The sequence below is a fragment of the Streptomyces sp. E2N166 genome (assembly GCF_003671715.1).
Lineage (GTDB): Bacteria > Actinomycetota > Actinomycetes > Streptomycetales > Streptomycetaceae > Streptomyces > Streptomyces thinghirensis.
In genome coordinates this window covers 344815-359518 of the sequence record NZ_RAIF01000025.1, presented here as the reverse complement: position 1 = coordinate 359518, position 14704 = coordinate 344815, and the positions used below count along the sequence as shown (strand labels likewise).

The window sequence follows — 14704 nt, the reverse complement described above, 5'->3', positions numbered from 1 at the left end:
CACCAATTGACACACAAGGCGGATTCGGACACGCGTCCCACACGCCGTGGCGCGCGCCCGTACACATCAACGCGCCCCCCAGCGGGGCCCTTCAGAAAAAAGTCGAGCAGATCCGGAACGATTCGGGGTCGCCGGACGTATTGATACGTGGCCTCACTGCTGTGACAGTTGAGTGCAGCTTAGGCCAAGGCATATACGCGTGTCCGGCGAATGAGAACGTAGGCTGCCTCCATGCCAAAGAAGCGCTCGGGCGGTGGTCTGTCGCCAACCCAGCAGGCCGCCAAGTTCCTCGGTGTCAGTGTGCTCGCGGGAGCAGTGCTGGCCGGCATCGCGTTGCCCGCCGTGGGTGCGCTGGGGCTGGCCGCCAAGGGGTCGGTGGAGAGTTTCGACGCTCTCCCGGCCAACCTGAAGACTCCCCCGCTGAGCCAGCGCACCGCCATCCTCGACGCCGAGGGCGGCACCATCGCCACGGTCTACTCACGCGACCGCACGGTGGTGGCCCTCAAGGACATCTCGCCGTACATGCAGAAGGCGATCGTCGCGATCGAGGACTCGCGCTTCTACGAGCACGGGGCGGTCGACCTGAAGGGCGTACTGCGCGCGCTCAACAAGAACGCCCGCAGCGGCGAGGTCTCCGAGGGCGCGTCCACGCTCACGCAGCAGTACGTCAAGAACGTCTTCGTGGAGGAGGCCGGTGACGACCCGACGAAGGTCGCCCAGGCCACCCAGCAGACCATCGGCCGCAAGATCCGCGAACTGAAGCTCGCGATCCAGGTCGAGGAGGAGCTGGGCAAGAAGAAGATCCTCGAGAACTATCTGAACATCACGTTCTTCGGCCAGCAGGCCTACGGCATCGAGGCGGCCGCCCAGCGCTACTTCTCCAAGTCCGCCAAGGACCTCAACATCCAGGAGTCCGCCCTCCTGGCCGGCATCGTCCAGTCGCCCAGCCGGTACGACCCGGTCAACGACGAGGCGGAGGCCACCAAGCGGCGCAACGTGGTCCTGACGCGCATGGCGCAGGTCGGCGACATCTCCCGGGCGGAGGCCGACAAGGCGAAGAAGGCGCCGCTCGGACTGGAGGTCAGCCGGCCCAAGAACGGCTGCATCACGGCCGTCAAGGGCGCGGGCTTCTTCTGTGACTACGTACGCGAGGTGTTCCTCAACGACCCGGTCTTCGGCAAGACCAAGGAGGAACGGGCCAAGATCTGGAACCAGGGCGGCCTGACGATCCGTACGACGCTCGACCCGAAGGCCCAGAAGTCGGTGCAGCAGTCGATCAAGGACCACGTCTACAAGAGCGACGAGGTGGCGACCGCGGCCACCATCGTGGAGCCCGGCACCGGCAAGATCGTGGGCATGGGCCAGTCGCGTCCTTACGGCATCGACGTCAAGCAGGGCGAGACGACGATCAACCTCTCGGTCGACAACGCCATGGGCGGCGGCGCGGGCTACCAGCCCGGTTCGACGTTCAAGCCGATCGTGGCCGCGGCGGCCCTCGAGGGCGGCATGCCGGTGACGAAGTCGTACTCCTCGCCGTACGAGATGGACTACCCCACCCCGGTCGCGGCCTGCGACGGCAAGACGTGGAACGAGAAGGGCGTCCGGCTCGCCAACGAGAACGAGACCGAGGTCGGCCCGTACGACATGAAGGAAGCGACCGCCAAGTCGGTCAACACCTACTACGTGCAGATGATCAGCGACATCGGCATCTGCCCGGTGACGCAGATGGCGGACAAGATGGGCGTACAGCGTGCCAACGGCAACAAGCTGGAACAGACGCCGTCCATCGCCCTCGGTGTCACCGAGGTCTCCCCGCTGACCATGGCGAGCGCGTACGCGACCTTCGCCTCGCGCGGCATGTACTGCACGCCGGTCGCCATCGAGTCGATCAGCCAGCGGGTCGGCAACAAGAGCAAGTCGCTCGAGGTCCCGAAGTCCACCTGCTCCCGGGCCATGTCCGAGACCACGGCCGACACCGTCAACACCCTCCTCAAGGGCGTGGTCGAGGACGGCACGGGCAAGCAGGCCGGCCTCGACAGCCGCCCGAGCGCCGGTAAGACCGGCACGACGGATGAGCGCTACGCGGCCTGGTTCGTGGGCTACACGCCGGACCTCGCCGGCGCCGTCTGGGTCGGCGACCCCAAGCACGAGCGGCAGATGGTCAACATCACCATCGGCGGTGTCCCGCACGGCAAGGTCTTCGGCGGCGCGGTCCCCGGCCCGATCTGGGGCGACATGATGTCGGGCGCGCTGGAGGGCGAGCCGGTCTCCGAGTTCAACCTCGTCGACATCCCGGACAGCAAGGAGAAGGACAAGGGCCGGGGCGACGACGGCGACCGGGACGACGGCGGCAACGGCGACGAGGACAACGGCGGCAACGGCGACGGCGGTGTCATCGGCGGCCTGATCGACGGCGGCACGGACAACGGCGGCACCGACGGCGGCTTCCCGGGGAACCTCTTCCAGGGGCAGGGCAACGGCGGCAACGGCATCGGCGGCCGACGCGACTGAGGCCCCGTAGCGACGACGAAGACCGGCGGCCCCTTCCTCATCGGAAGGGGCCGCCGGTCTTCGTCGTCGGTCTTCGCCGCCGGTCTTCGCCGTCGGTCTTCGTCTCGGTACGGTCGCCCGCGGTGGGGCGGGCTCAGCCCGCCAGCAGCTTCTTGACCGCGGCGGCGACCCGGCCGCCCTCGGCCTGCCCGGCCACCTTCGGGTTCACGATCTTCATGACGGCACCCATGGCCCGCGGCCCCTCGGCACCGGCCGCCTTCGCCTCCTCGACGGCCTGCGCGACGATCGCGTTCAGCTCGTCGTCGGACATCTGCTTCGGCAGGTAGGCGGCGAGTACCTCGCCCTCCGCCTTCTCCCGCTCGGCGCTCTCGGGGCGGCCGCCCTGGGCGAAGGCGTCCGCGGCCTCGCGGCGCTTCTTCGCCTCGCGGGTGATCACCTTCTGCACCTCGTCGTCGGAGAGCTCCCGCTTCTCCTTCCCCGCGACCTCCTCCTTGGTGATCGCGGCGAGCGTCAGCCGGAGCGTGGAGGAGCGGAGCTCGTCGCGCTCCTTGATCGCGGCGTTGAGGTCGTCCTGCAGCTTCGACTTGAGCGTGGTCATGGCAGCGATTGTCGCAGGTGCGGGAGGAAGGGCGCCTGCTGATTTAAGTGGGCTGCCGGCTTGTCCACATGCTGTCGGCCCCCGCCACCGCTTCTGAGACGATGGACGTATGCGCGCGCGATTCGGAGTACCCCTGGGAATCACGGCGGTTGGCGCCGCCGGTCTGGTCTACGCGGCGGGCTTCGAGGCCCGCTCGTTCCGCCTGCGACGGGTGACGATCCCCGTCCTGCCCTCCGGGATGCGCCCCCTGCGCGTGCTGCAGGTCTCCGACATCCACATGGTCGGCGGTCAGCGCAAGAAGCAGCGCTGGCTGCGCTCTCTGGCCGGCCTGCGCCCCGACTTCGTGATCAACACCGGCGACAACCTGTCCGACCCGGAGGGCGTCCCGGAGGTCCTGGACGCCCTGGGCCCCCTGATGGAGTTCCCGGGCGCCTACGTCTTCGGCTCCAACGACTACTACGGCCCGAAGCTGCGCAACCCCGCCCGGTACCTGATCGAGAAGGCCCAGGGACGCCACGGCCTGAACGGCAACGCGCCCGCCGAGGGCGTCGTCCACAACCCGTGGGAGGAACTCCGCGACGGCTTCGACGCCGCAGGCTGGCAGAACCTCACGAACACGCGCGGCACGCTCAAGGTCGAGGGCGTGTCCGTCGAGCTGACGGGACTGGACGACCCGCACATCAAACGGGACCGGTACGCGCAGGTGGCCGGCGGCCCCTCCGGCACGGCCGACTTCTCGATGGGCGTGGTCCACGCGCCGTACCTGCGCGTCCTCGACTCCTACACGGCGGACGGCTACCCCCTCCTCCTCGCCGGCCACACCCACGGCGGCCAGCTGTGCATCCCCTTCTACGGCGCCCTGGTCACCAACTGCGACCTGGACACGGAGCGCGTCAAGGGCCTGTCGACACACACGGCCGAGGGCCGCACGGCCTACCTCCACGTGTCGGCGGGCTGCGGCACGAACCGCTACACCCCGGTACGTTTCGCCTGCCCACCGGAGGCGACGCTGCTGACGCTGGTGGGACGGGAGTAGGGGGCCGCGGGGCTCACATTCGGGTGGGCCGGGGGGTCGGGGGACCCGGGGTCCCGGAGGCCCCGCAGGCCCGGAGGTCCCGAGGCAGACGGGGGCGCCGCTCTCCGGGTGGGTGTGCACGGCGCGGCGCACCGCGGTGGTGCGCAGCCCGCCGTCCGGCCGCCAGCGCCCGGAGGTCCGAAGGTCCGCAGACCCCGCGGGATAGCCCACATGGCCCACCCGTATAGCCCGGTATGTCCGGCCTGCCTAGCGTGAGGCCATGACAGCCCCGATACCCAGGGACATCCCGGACCTCCCCGCGGTCCCGGGCCCGCCCAGACTGCTGCCCTCCCCCGTCCCGGCCACGGCCGTCGTGACCCCCGTGCGCCGCCCGCTGGTCGCCGTCTTCCGCCTCGTCACCGCGGTGCTGGCGGTGACGGGAGTGACCATCGAGCTCCTCACGGCCGGGCCGGTCACCAGGCTCCTGAGCCACTTCACCACGCAGAGCAGCATCCTGCTGGCCCTGGTCCTGATCGCCTCCGCCCGCCGCGCCTGGTCCGCCCGCCGCCCCCTCTCAGGGGCCCTCACGGGCGCGGCCCTGCTCTACGTCGTCGCCGCCGGGCTCGTCCACCACCTGCTCCTGGCCAACACGGCCAGTCCGTTCGCCGTGACGGACGGCACCGGCTCCGGCTGGCACGCGGTCGCGACCCACCTCCTGAACACGGCCGTCCCCGTCGCCGCAGCCCTGGACTGGCTCCTGCTCACCGCCCCCGGCCGCCTGCACCTGCGCCAGGCCGCCGCGTGGATGCTCTACCCCCTGGCCTACCTGGCCTTCTCCCTGGCCCGCGGCGAGCTCCTCATCCCCGACACCCAGGGCCGCTACCTCTACCCCTTCCTCGACGTCGACCAGCACGGATACAAGGGCGTCCTGGGCAACGCCCTCCTCCTCGGCCTCGCCCTCTACGCCCTGGGCGTCCTCCTCGTAGCCCTGGACCACATCCGCCCGAACCCGCTCCGCCGCCGCTGGTAAACCGGATTTCGCCTCCGGCCGCCGGTGGGCTAAAGTAAACGACGTCGCCGCGACGAGCAGCGACAATCGGGGTGTGGCGCAGCTTGGTAGCGCGCTTCGTTCGGGACGAAGAGGTCGTGGGTTCAAATCCCGCCACCCCGACAGCTGAAACACCAGGTCAAGGGCCTGATCCTCTCTGAGGGTCAGGCCCTTCCTGCGTCTCCGGTGATCGTTTGGGAGAAATCTGGGAGAAGATCTTGGTCGGCTTCTCCCAGCAGACAACCACCCGGCAGAGGCAGCACGCCTCCGGTATGTCTCCTCGCACCTGCGCGTTCGCGAACTCCAGTTGCCCACTCGACCCCGAGGACAATCTGTGGACCACGGCTTCGACAGCACCGAAGAGGCCGGCACCAACGCCTCCGAGCGAGCGGGTCGCCCGTGCGCGGTCTGCGGCACAGAGATGGAGTATTGGCGCCCACGCAGCCAGAAGTACTGCTCCGATCCCTGCCGAACCTCGGCCGCCAAGAAGCAGCGGGCCGAGCGCCCGAAGGACGCGCCGAGGGTGCCTCGCCCGAAGCAGACGCTCACGCCAGGGACACCGCCGGTGCCCGACCTCTCAAGGACCCGCGAGGTGCGCGGTGATCCTCACTGGAACCCGATCCTCGCCGCTGCCGAACGTGCCACCGGCGGCGAGCCATGCCGGATCTGTGGCGAGCCGGTGCCGAGGAGCGCGCACTGGGAGCACCGTGACCGGCACGTCTGCTCGGGTCGGTGCAACACCACGCTGAAGCGGCGCACGAAGGCACGGATCGAAAGAGGTGAGATCGACGTGACCGCCATCCCTGATCACGGAGACCGCTCCTCCGCCGATGCCGACCAGCGCGCTCGGTTCAGTGCGGCAAGAGAGCCGCAGGTCTTCCGCACCAGGACCGCTGACGGTGACTTCCCATACGAGTTCTACGGGTTGAGCCCCATCGAGGGCGATGTCATCGAGCGGCACGGCTCCGTCACTACGTACACCACCGCTTCCTCCCTGGGCGCCGACGATCTCGTCGCCCTGGTGCGCGCCAACTCCGAACCCGACGCAGAGCCGATGGTCGCGATCCACCAGCAGACTGGCGCACTCCTCGCCTACACGGACCGCGTCCTGTGGTGGACCAAGGTGCCCGGCCAGGAGCACCCCATGGTCCAGCAGACGTCGTTCAAGGGAGACGACGGGCAGCTGTGGCACTGGCAGAACGAGATATTCCGCGACGTGGACGAGGACGGGAAGACCTACGACTGGGAAGCCTGGGTCTGCGTCGCCGAACCGACGCCCACCCTCTGGACCCCGGCGTACACCGCCCGCTCCGAAAAGCAGCGGCGCTCCACTCGGGCCCGCAACAGCTACCAGGCCCGCATGCGCGGCTACGGCACACTCGATGCCGGAGCCGATCAAGTGGACCCGTTCGACATCTACGAACGCGACCAATGGGTCTGCCGGTTGTGCCGCCGTCCGATGAACCCCGCCATCGAGTGGCCAGACCTGTGGTCCTCCACCCTTGATCACATCAAGCCTGTTGCGGAGGGCGGGGCACACACGGCCGAGAACCTGCAGGCGGCCCATTGGATCTGCAACATCCGCAAGGGAGACGCCTGGGGACCTGGCGAGGCCGAGCCCTCCTCCTAGGGCGTGTATCGAAAGTGCTGGTCACCGGCGTGGCACCGCTTAAAATGGCATGCGCTCTTCGTCCGGTCGTGCTGGGATCAATCTTTATGAATGGTTACTTTCTCGATGAAGCCGACTTGACGGACAGGATGGAGCGGAATCTAGCGGAACACGCTTGCCATCTGCACCGGAGCATGTCCGGTGCGACCGTCACGGAGACCGATGTCCTCCTGGTCGCAGACAGCGGCCTGGACGACGACACGTTCAACATCGTCGCCGCGGCCCGCTTCACCGCCGACGACGCCGCGGCCCACATCTCCGAGACCGTCGGGTCGCTGGCCGGCACCGGCCGCGGCTTCTCCTGGTGGGTGGGACCTGCCTCGACACCGACAGACCTCACCACCCGCCTGACCGCGGCCGGTCTGCCGGTGTCCGAGCGTGAGACGGCGATGTGGGCCGAGCTGGACGACACCCTGCCGAGTCCCTCTGTCCCGGGTCTGGACATCCGAACGGTGACCACACCCGAGCAGCTCGCCGACTACGCCACGGTCCTCGCCGCGAACTGGAATCCACCCGCCGAAACCGTCCGTGACTTCTTCGCCCGGGCTGCTTCCCAGGCGCTGGCCGCGACCTGCCCGGCCCGGTACCTGGTGGGCTACGTGGAGAACCGTCCGGTCTGCTCCGCCGAGGTGTTCCACCACGCGGGAGTCGCCGGCATCTACAACATCTCCACCCTGGCCGCCCACCGCCGGCGCGGCTACGGCGGAGCCGTCACGCTCGCGGCCCTTCACGCTGCCCGCGAGCGAGACCATGGCGTCGCGGTCCTGCAGGCGTCGGCCGACGGCGAGCCTGTGTACCGCCGGCTGGGGTTCCGGGCCTGCGGCCAGTTCGTCGAATACGCCATCAACACCTGAACCTCCACGGATGCCGCGACGGCGCAGGTAGCCGCGGTTCTTGCGGGAGGCGTACGCCTTGTCCGCACGGACCCGGTCGGGGCGGACACGCGGCCGACCCGGCCCAAGGCGGGGCACGCGGACCTTCTTCAGCACGGGCTCGAATTGCGGCGAGTCGCCGCGCTGCCCGGCGGTGATCACGATGGACATGGGCTTTTGGCCCTGCTCGACCGCCAGGTGCAGCTTGGTGGTGAACCCGCCCCGCGAGCGTCCCAGCCCATGATCAGCAGGCTCGGTGAACATGCCGCCCGGCGGTTCTTTCTGTAGTGCACCCTGCCGACGGGCTCCGGCCGCATGCTGATGGGCACGGCACACCGTGGAGTCGACGTTCAGGTCCCACGTGATCGCGCCCTTCGCATCAGCCAGGGACTGAAGCCGGGTGAGGACCTGGTGCCAGGTGCCGTTCCGCTGCCATCGGCGAAACAGATCGTAGACCCGGCTCCACGGTCCGTACTCGACGGGGACGTCCCGCCACGGAACACCCGTGCGGACCCGGAACCGTATGCCGTCGATCAGCCGTCGCCGAGGCCAGATGGGTGGCCGCCCCGCCTTGACACCCTGCGGCAATAGCGGCTCCAGCACTGCCCACTGCTCGTCCGTGAGATCTCCCCGACCCATGAAACGTGATCATTCACAGTCCAAGATTCACTTTCGATACACGGCCTAGGTGTATTGACCCGCAGCGTTGTTGACCCGGCTGATCGGGGGCTGGCCGCCGAGTGCGGTGTGGCAGCGGTGGTGGTTGTAGGTGTGGAGGAAGTCTGCCAGGGCTGCGGTGCGCTCTGTGTTGCTGGTGTAGGGCCGCAGGTAGGCCCACTCCTCCAGCAGGGTGCGGTTGAAGCGTTCGACCTTGCCGTTGGTCTGTGGCCGGTAGGGGCGGATGCGCTTGTGGGCGATGCCGTCCGTGGTGATGGCCTGGGTGAAGAGTTTGGACTTGTAGCAGGAGCCGTTGTCGGTCAGGACTCGTTCGACGGTGATGCCGTGTTCTGTGAAGAACGCGTGAGCCCGCTGCCAGAACCCGATCGCGGTGTGCTGGCGTTCGTCGGCCAGGACCTCGCTGTAGGCGAGGCGGGAGTGGTCGTCGACGGCGGAGTGGATGTAGCTGTAGCCGATCACCGGTTTGCAGCTCCTGCGCAGGTCGGTGGTGCTCTGCCGGTTCCGGTTGCCGGCTGTTCTGCCGACCGTGCGCCAACCGCCGCCGTCGGGGATGTTGCCGAGCTTTTTGATGTCGACGTGCACCAGTTCGCCGGGACGGCTGCGTTCGTAGCGGCGTATCGGCTCGCCGGTCGGCCGGTCCAGCCAGGCCAGACGGTTCAGGCCGTGGCGGGTGAGGATCCGGTGCACCGTGGAGGCGGGCAGTCCGAGGATCGGGCCGATCCGTGCCGGACCGAGCTTGCGGGCCTGCCGAAGAGCGCAGACGGCTGCTTCCGTGTCGGGGGCCGCGCGATGCGGGGTCGTGCGCGGCCGGCTCGAGCGGTCGAACAGTCCCGGGTCGCCCTCGGCCTGCCACCGCCGAACCCACTTGTGGGCGGTCGCCCGCGAGATCCCCATCTCCCCGGCCACATGAGCGACCGGGCGGCCGGAACGGACGCGTTGGATCAATAGCCGCCTGCGATGAACAGTCAGCCGGGCATTACGGTGGGACACGAAGACCTCCGTGTGGTGCAGTCCTAGACAGCTCCACCACACCGGAGGTCTTCGCCTTTGATCAAGACCCCCGTGTCAACAACGCTCGTGATCAATACACCTAGGAGAAGGGCTCGGCCTAACGCGTCAGCTGCCAGTCTGGAGAAGTCGATCCAGCGCAGATACCGGGGAGCGCGGGTGCAGCGCACGCCTGGCGACAATTGCCGCTTCCCATTGCTCGGTCAGACCGGCCGCGAGGCGCCGGCGCATGCCGGGTGTGACGTGGGCGTAGCGCGCGGAGACCGAGCCATCGATGTGGCCCATGCGTTCGTCCATGAGGACCTTCTCGGTGCCGAGGTCCTCCATCATCGTCCGGTGGGTATGGCGTAGGCCGTGGGGCGTGAGGCCCTTGGCTATCGGGAGCCAGCAGGCGTCCGCCCGCGCAGCAGCCCCTCGACCTCGTGCCGGGATGCCGGGCCACGGCTCGCCGAGGATCGGCACCGGACGAGCCTCCTGCGGCGCCTTCTTCGGGTACCAACCCGAGGCCGCCGGGGTGAACAGCCAGGTCGCGAAACCGTTGCGGCGCCAGTGAGCGGCGTGCTCCGACGGGGCGCCTCCGCGTACGAACCCGAGCTCCGCGATGGCGAGTTCGACGCGTACACGGGTGTCCTCGCGTACGCGGTCGGGGTGGTTGAGGACGTTGGAGACCGTGCCCGTGGAGACTTCGGCGCGGCGGGCGACGTCGACGAGCCTCGCGCCCTGGTGGCCGCCGGTGCGCGCCGCACCCTGGCCGCGGAAGACGTACGTCCTGCCGTGACAGGGGCAGGGCGTCGGCTTCGTGCGGGCGATGTGGTTGAAGACCAGGGCCGACAGCCAGTCCATCGAGTCGATGTCGCGGTAGCTGTCGTCCTTGGGCGGGCAGCGGACCAGCTCGCCGGTGTCAAGCTCGTACAGCTGCCACTCGACGCGGAAGGCGCGGGGCCGAACGAACTCCGTTTCCAGGCCGACGATTTCGCCCCAGCGCTTGCCGGTGTAGCCCTTGAGGACCGTGGCGACGAACTCGTCGTCGCGGCCGGAGAGCAGCGCCGCGCGCTCGGCGGTGAGCAGGATGCCGAGCGCGTCGGTGACGACCTTCTCCGGGCCGCGGTCGCGGGAGCGGCCGGCGCGCTTACCCCGGCCTCGGCGCCTCGCTGCCGGGTTGGACGTGAGCAGGCCCTCGTCGATCGCGTCCTCGAAGATCAGGTGGAGCGTGGAGCGCCAGGTCTTGACGCTGGAGGCCGCGTACACGGCCCGCTCCTTCTTCTCCCAGGCATCGACGTCCGCGCGCAGGATGCCGACAAGCGCCTTGTCCTCGAAGTCGGGGAGCAGGTGCTCCTCAATGTGGCGCTTGTAGTTCTGCATCGTCGAGGCGGCCAGATCCTGGGCCGCGTACCAGCGGCTCGCGTACTCGCCGAACGTCTCCTGACCGAGCCCCGGGTCGCGCCACTGACCGCGCCGAACGGTCACCTCTTCCGCGTCTGCGGCCTGCTTGGCCTCCCGCTTGGTGGCGAACTTGACCACGACGCCTGCGGAATCGGCGACGGTGCCGTACTTGCCGTCTTCGATCTTGTAGCGACCTCGCCAGTAGCCGCCGCGCTTCTCTGCGTACCCCACAGTTTTCCCTCCCTTCTGTCGTGTGGGGCGCGTTAAGCAGCGGTTCCGAACTGGGACTTGGTCATCCGGCGCGGTGGCCGGGCCTTGAGACGAACGGTGGACACAACCCTCTCGGCCTGCCGCCGGGCGCGAGGCTTCCGGGTCGGGGCAGCAATGACGCCAGGGCGCTGCGGAGTCCGGGCCGGGCGCTCTTCGTGCATGCGGATGATCTCGGCGAGATGCTCGTCCGAGAAGCGGTAGGCGCGGCCGACGCGGGTGAACGGGATGAGCCGACGCCGCGCTCGGTCCTTGACCCACCAGGCGGAGCAGCCGAGTACGGCCGCGACTTCCTCGGGGACGTAGAGGCGTGGCAGGGCGACCTCGGCGTACGGAGTCGGAACGGAGGCAGGGGGTATTGCGGGTAGGCGCAAGGAGTGAGTCCTCTACAGGTTGTGGCGGGCGTGGGCGCGGCAACGCCGACCCGCCGGTCGATCGCTAGGGATGAAGGTGAGATGCCCTGCCTGGGGGTTTGCGGGCCCAGACAGGGAGGGGGTGCCGGAAGCTATGCCTCGTCGGTGGAGTGGCCGTCGCTGTCACCGGGCGGAGGGCCGTGCTTCTTCAGCATGGTCTTGTTGGCCTCCTCCGCGATGGCGCTCTGGACCATGAGGTCGGCTTCCTCGCGGATGTCGGGGTGCTCGGCTAGGTAGGCGTCGAACGCTTCGCGCGCCTGCGTGAAGGCCATGCTGGCTCTCTGGGTCGCGCGGAACGCATCCACGACCTCGTCGATGAGCTCCATGGCGCGGGCCTTGGCAGCCAGCTGCGGCGGCCCGACGAGATTGCGCAGATCGATGCCGAGGACCTCGGCGAAGCCGATGGCGTCGTCGAGGTTGATGCGGCGCTTCCCGTTTTCGATCCGCCAGACCGCGGACGGGTTCATCTCGAAGCCGGCCTCGTTGAGCCGGTCGGACAGAGCGTTGGTGCTCCAGCCGCGCGCCTCACGCTCCACCCGGATGCGGGTCGCGACGTTCGCCTCGCCGCTGAGCAGGACGCCCTCGGACGGTTCTTCCTCCGCCACCGGCACCTCTTTCCGTTCGTAGCGATGCCCTGCGGTTTGCAGCGCAGCCTAAACAGTAGCATCGCTACTGCGAGATGCAAAACACTTCTGCGATTTGCAATTCGTGTGGCATAGTGGTGGTACCCCACTCCGCCAAGCTCAGGAGTCCGCACGCCCGCACGTCACATGAAAGAAGCCCCCGGCGATGCCGGGGGCTCAAGCGCAAACCTCTCAACCGCCATCCCTAGCGATCAACCTGCGGAGACCGGGATTGCCGTCCCATGCGGCCCGCAAGCAGAGGAGCTGATGCCCAGTATGACCGATACCCAGCCGAGTACGCCATCCCTTCCCGACGGCTCCGGCACGCCGTGGCCCCCAGTCGCCGTGCCCGGCCAACCGTCCGGCGCCGCTGCGCCTTCGGCAGAGGAGGACCGCGACGACGCCGCCTCGTCAACACCCCTGCCCGAGGGGGCGCAGGTCCTGGACGACCTGCGGACGCAGATCAAGCGGTACGTGGCGATGCCGAGCGAGGAGGCCGTCACGGCGGTGGCGCTGTGGATCGCGGCGACGCATCTACAGCGTGCGTGGCAGCACGCACCGCGCCTGGCGATCGTCGCGCCAGAGAAGCGGTGCGGTAAATCCAGGCTGCTGGACGTGGTGACCGAGACCGTGCACAACCGGCTGATCACCGTCAACGCCACCGCGGCGGCGATCTTCCGGTCGATCGACGGGGACGACCCGCCGACCCTCCTGGTCGACGAGGCCGACGCCATGTTCAGCACCACCAAGGCCGCGGAGAAGAACGAGGAGGTCCGCGGCCTGATCAACGCCGGACACCAGCGCGGCCGGCCCACCCTGCGGGTGTCCGGGCCCGAGCACCAGGTGCAGGAGTTCCCCACCTTCGCCATGGCCGCGCTCGCCGGGATCGGTGACCTGCCCGACACGATCATGGACCGTGCGGTGGTGATCCGGATGCGGCGCCGTGCGGCGGGCGAGAAGGTGGCGTCCTTCCGCACCGGCCGGGACACTCCCGCCCTGAACGCGATCCGTGACCGCCTCCATGCCTGGCTCCAGCCGCTGTACGCGCAGGCGATGGAGATGGAGCCGCCCATGCCGGTCGAGGACCGCGCGGCGGACACCTGGGAGCCGCTGGTCATCATCGCCGACCTCGCAGGAGGCGACTGGCCGGTGCTCGCCCGCGCCGCTTGTCGCGCCATGACCGACTACGAGGCCGGCCAGGACGAGGAGGGCGGTCTGCGCACCCGCCTCCTGGCCGGCATCCGCCGCGCCTTCGCCACCGTGGACGATCCGGCCGTGCTCAGCACGAAGTTCCTGCTGGAGGCGCTCAACGCGGACAAGGAAGCGCCCTGGGCGGAGTACGGCGCCAACGGCCTGACCCCGCGCGGACTGCAGCTGCTCCTGAAGCCCTACGGCATTAGCTCAGCCAACCGCCGCTTCCCCGACGGCAACCAGGCCAAGGGCTTCGCACGCAACCAATTCCTCGACACCTGGGCGCGCTACTGCCCCGAGCCGAAGCCATCGGCCGAGCCCGCGCAGTCGGCGGACGAGCCGCAATCCGGCGCCGCAGCCTGACCCGACTCCACTCGCATCACTCGTCCCTGCGCAGGTCAGCGCGGGGACGAGTGAGCAGCCCGCAACGAGTCGAGTCGACATCACCACGCCACTCGTACCTGCTCTGACCTGGCACGCGACGAGTGGTACGAGTCCCAGCACCCCACGGCGGCCACGCCCTGCCCTCCCACTGCACCGCAGCCGCCGCCCCAAGCCACCTGGAGCACCCCGCTTGTTCGCACGTATCGCCGCCGTACGCGGCACCGACCTGATCCGCCTCGGCATCACCCTGCTCGCCGTATTCGCCTTCGCCCTCTCCTACGACGCCCTGCGCCAGATGGGAGTCGCCATCCACATCCGCGGACTGCTCACCTACGCCTTCCCGCTCGTGATCGACGGGTTCATCGCCGTCGGCGTCGGCGCCCTGCTCATGCTGCGCACCGCCCCCTGGTACTCCCGCCTGTACGTGTGGCTGCTCGTCGGTACGGCCACGATGACGAGCATCTGGGCCAACGCCGTACACGCCGTCCGCCTCAACGAGCAGGCCCGCCACGGTGATGGCCTCCGCCTCGACAACGTCACCGTCGGCGCCTTGTCCGCCATCGCCCCGCTCGCTCTGGCCGGCGCCGTCCACCTCTACATCGTCATCCACCACCACCCCGCTGCCCACAGCCCCGCCGATGTGGCGCGGGACTCTGCCGACGTGGCTTCGGACACCACAGATGTGGCCGACACCCCTCAGCCCCCTGCCGACCCAGAGGATCACGAGCCCCGCGAGATCTCTCCCGAACGGCTCGCCCTCGCGCGCACCGCGCCACTCGGGCGCAAGGGCCGCGCCTCGCGTCGCCACATCGAAGCCACTTTCCGAAGCAGGGAGTTGACCATCGGCAGGGCGGAGGCGGACAAGCTCAAGGACACCCTGCAGGCCGAGCTCGACGCAGCCGCCGCCGAGCGGCCGCAGGAACTCGAAGCGGTCCCTGCCAGTACCGCCGCCTGACCCCTGCGTCCACGCCGGTCGCCCCGCCTCCGGGCTCGCCCCGTGTCCCCCGTGCAGCCAGGCACTGGGGACACGGGGGCCCGGCGCAG

Annotated in this window: 12 protein-coding genes, 1 tRNA gene and 1 pseudogene; 8 read left to right on the top strand and 6 right to left on the bottom strand. The window is 69.1% G+C overall.

The features are described 5' to 3' along the window. Positions 1 to 231 precede the first annotated feature (231 nt). On the top strand, positions 232 to 2511 hold the full coding sequence (locus tag EBH09_RS19710; protein WP_121748292.1) for a transglycosylase domain-containing protein: 2280 nt from the start codon (positions 232 to 234) through the stop codon (positions 2509 to 2511). 133 nt (positions 2512 to 2644) lie between these two features. Here EBH09_RS19710 and EBH09_RS19705 read toward each other — a convergent pair whose 3' ends face one another. Then, positions 2645 to 3109 (bottom strand): GatB/YqeY domain-containing protein, encoded by a 465-nt coding sequence (locus EBH09_RS19705; RefSeq protein ID WP_121748291.1) that lies wholly within the window; start codon positions 3107 to 3109, stop codon positions 2645 to 2647. A 109-nt stretch (positions 3110 to 3218) separates the two neighbouring features. Here EBH09_RS19705 and EBH09_RS19700 point away from each other — a divergent pair, with 109 nt between their 5' ends. The 5 genes from EBH09_RS19700 to EBH09_RS19680 all read left to right on the top strand — a co-directional run bounded on the left by EBH09_RS19700 (position 3219) and on the right by EBH09_RS19680 (position 7695). Continuing rightward, positions 3219 to 4145, top strand: a complete 927-nt coding sequence (locus EBH09_RS19700; RefSeq protein WP_121748290.1) for a metallophosphoesterase — start codon at positions 3219 to 3221, stop codon at positions 4143 to 4145. Positions 4146 to 4404: 259 nt separating this feature from the next. Beyond that, the gene (locus EBH09_RS19695) at positions 4405 to 5154 is read left to right on the top strand and encodes a Pr6Pr family membrane protein (RefSeq protein WP_121748289.1); all 750 of its coding nucleotides are present in this window, start codon (positions 4405 to 4407) and stop codon (positions 5152 to 5154) included. Between the two features lie 67 nt (positions 5155 to 5221). Then, positions 5222 to 5295 (top strand) — tRNA-Pro (locus EBH09_RS19690). 667 nt (positions 5296 to 5962) lie between these two features. Further along, complete coding sequence (locus tag EBH09_RS39075; protein WP_238697372.1) at positions 5963 to 6802, top strand: HNH endonuclease signature motif containing protein; 840 nt, start codon at positions 5963 to 5965, stop codon at positions 6800 to 6802. A gap of 128 nt (positions 6803 to 6930) precedes the next feature. Next, complete coding sequence (locus EBH09_RS19680) at positions 6931 to 7695, top strand: GNAT family N-acetyltransferase (protein WP_121748287.1); 765 nt, start codon at positions 6931 to 6933, stop codon at positions 7693 to 7695. A 21-nt stretch (positions 7696 to 7716) separates the two neighbouring features. Here EBH09_RS19680 and EBH09_RS19675 read toward each other — a convergent pair. The 5 genes and pseudogenes from EBH09_RS19675 to EBH09_RS19655 all read right to left on the bottom strand — a co-directional run. Beyond that, positions 7717 to 8352 (bottom strand): annotated as a pseudogene (locus EBH09_RS19675) (IS5 family transposase); the annotation flags it as partial. A gap of 45 nt (positions 8353 to 8397) precedes the next feature. Beyond that, complete coding sequence (locus EBH09_RS19670; RefSeq protein WP_121748286.1) at positions 8398 to 9381, bottom strand: IS481 family transposase; 984 nt, start codon at positions 9379 to 9381, stop codon at positions 8398 to 8400. A 126-nt stretch (positions 9382 to 9507) separates the two neighbouring features. Further along, positions 9508 to 11013 (bottom strand): LacI family DNA-binding transcriptional regulator, encoded by a 1506-nt coding sequence (locus EBH09_RS19665; protein WP_121748285.1) that lies wholly within the window; start codon positions 11011 to 11013, stop codon positions 9508 to 9510. Between the two features lie 32 nt (positions 11014 to 11045). Next, positions 11046 to 11423 (bottom strand): helix-turn-helix domain-containing protein, encoded by a 378-nt coding sequence (locus EBH09_RS39070; protein ID WP_078879445.1) that lies wholly within the window; start codon positions 11421 to 11423, stop codon positions 11046 to 11048. A 131-nt stretch (positions 11424 to 11554) separates the two neighbouring features. Continuing rightward, a complete protein-coding gene (locus EBH09_RS19655) occupies positions 11555 to 12073 on the bottom strand; it encodes a helix-turn-helix transcriptional regulator (RefSeq protein WP_121748284.1) in 519 nt (172 codons plus the stop codon). Between the two features lie 288 nt (positions 12074 to 12361). Here EBH09_RS19655 and EBH09_RS19650 point away from each other — a divergent pair, with 288 nt between their 5' ends. Next, a complete protein-coding gene (locus EBH09_RS19650; RefSeq protein ID WP_193776409.1) occupies positions 12362 to 13639 on the top strand; it encodes a DUF3631 domain-containing protein in 1278 nt (425 codons plus the stop codon). Between the two features lie 211 nt (positions 13640 to 13850). Then, a complete protein-coding gene (locus EBH09_RS19645; protein ID WP_238697371.1) occupies positions 13851 to 14615 on the top strand; it encodes a DUF2637 domain-containing protein in 765 nt (254 codons plus the stop codon). Positions 14616 to 14704 lie beyond the last annotated feature (89 nt).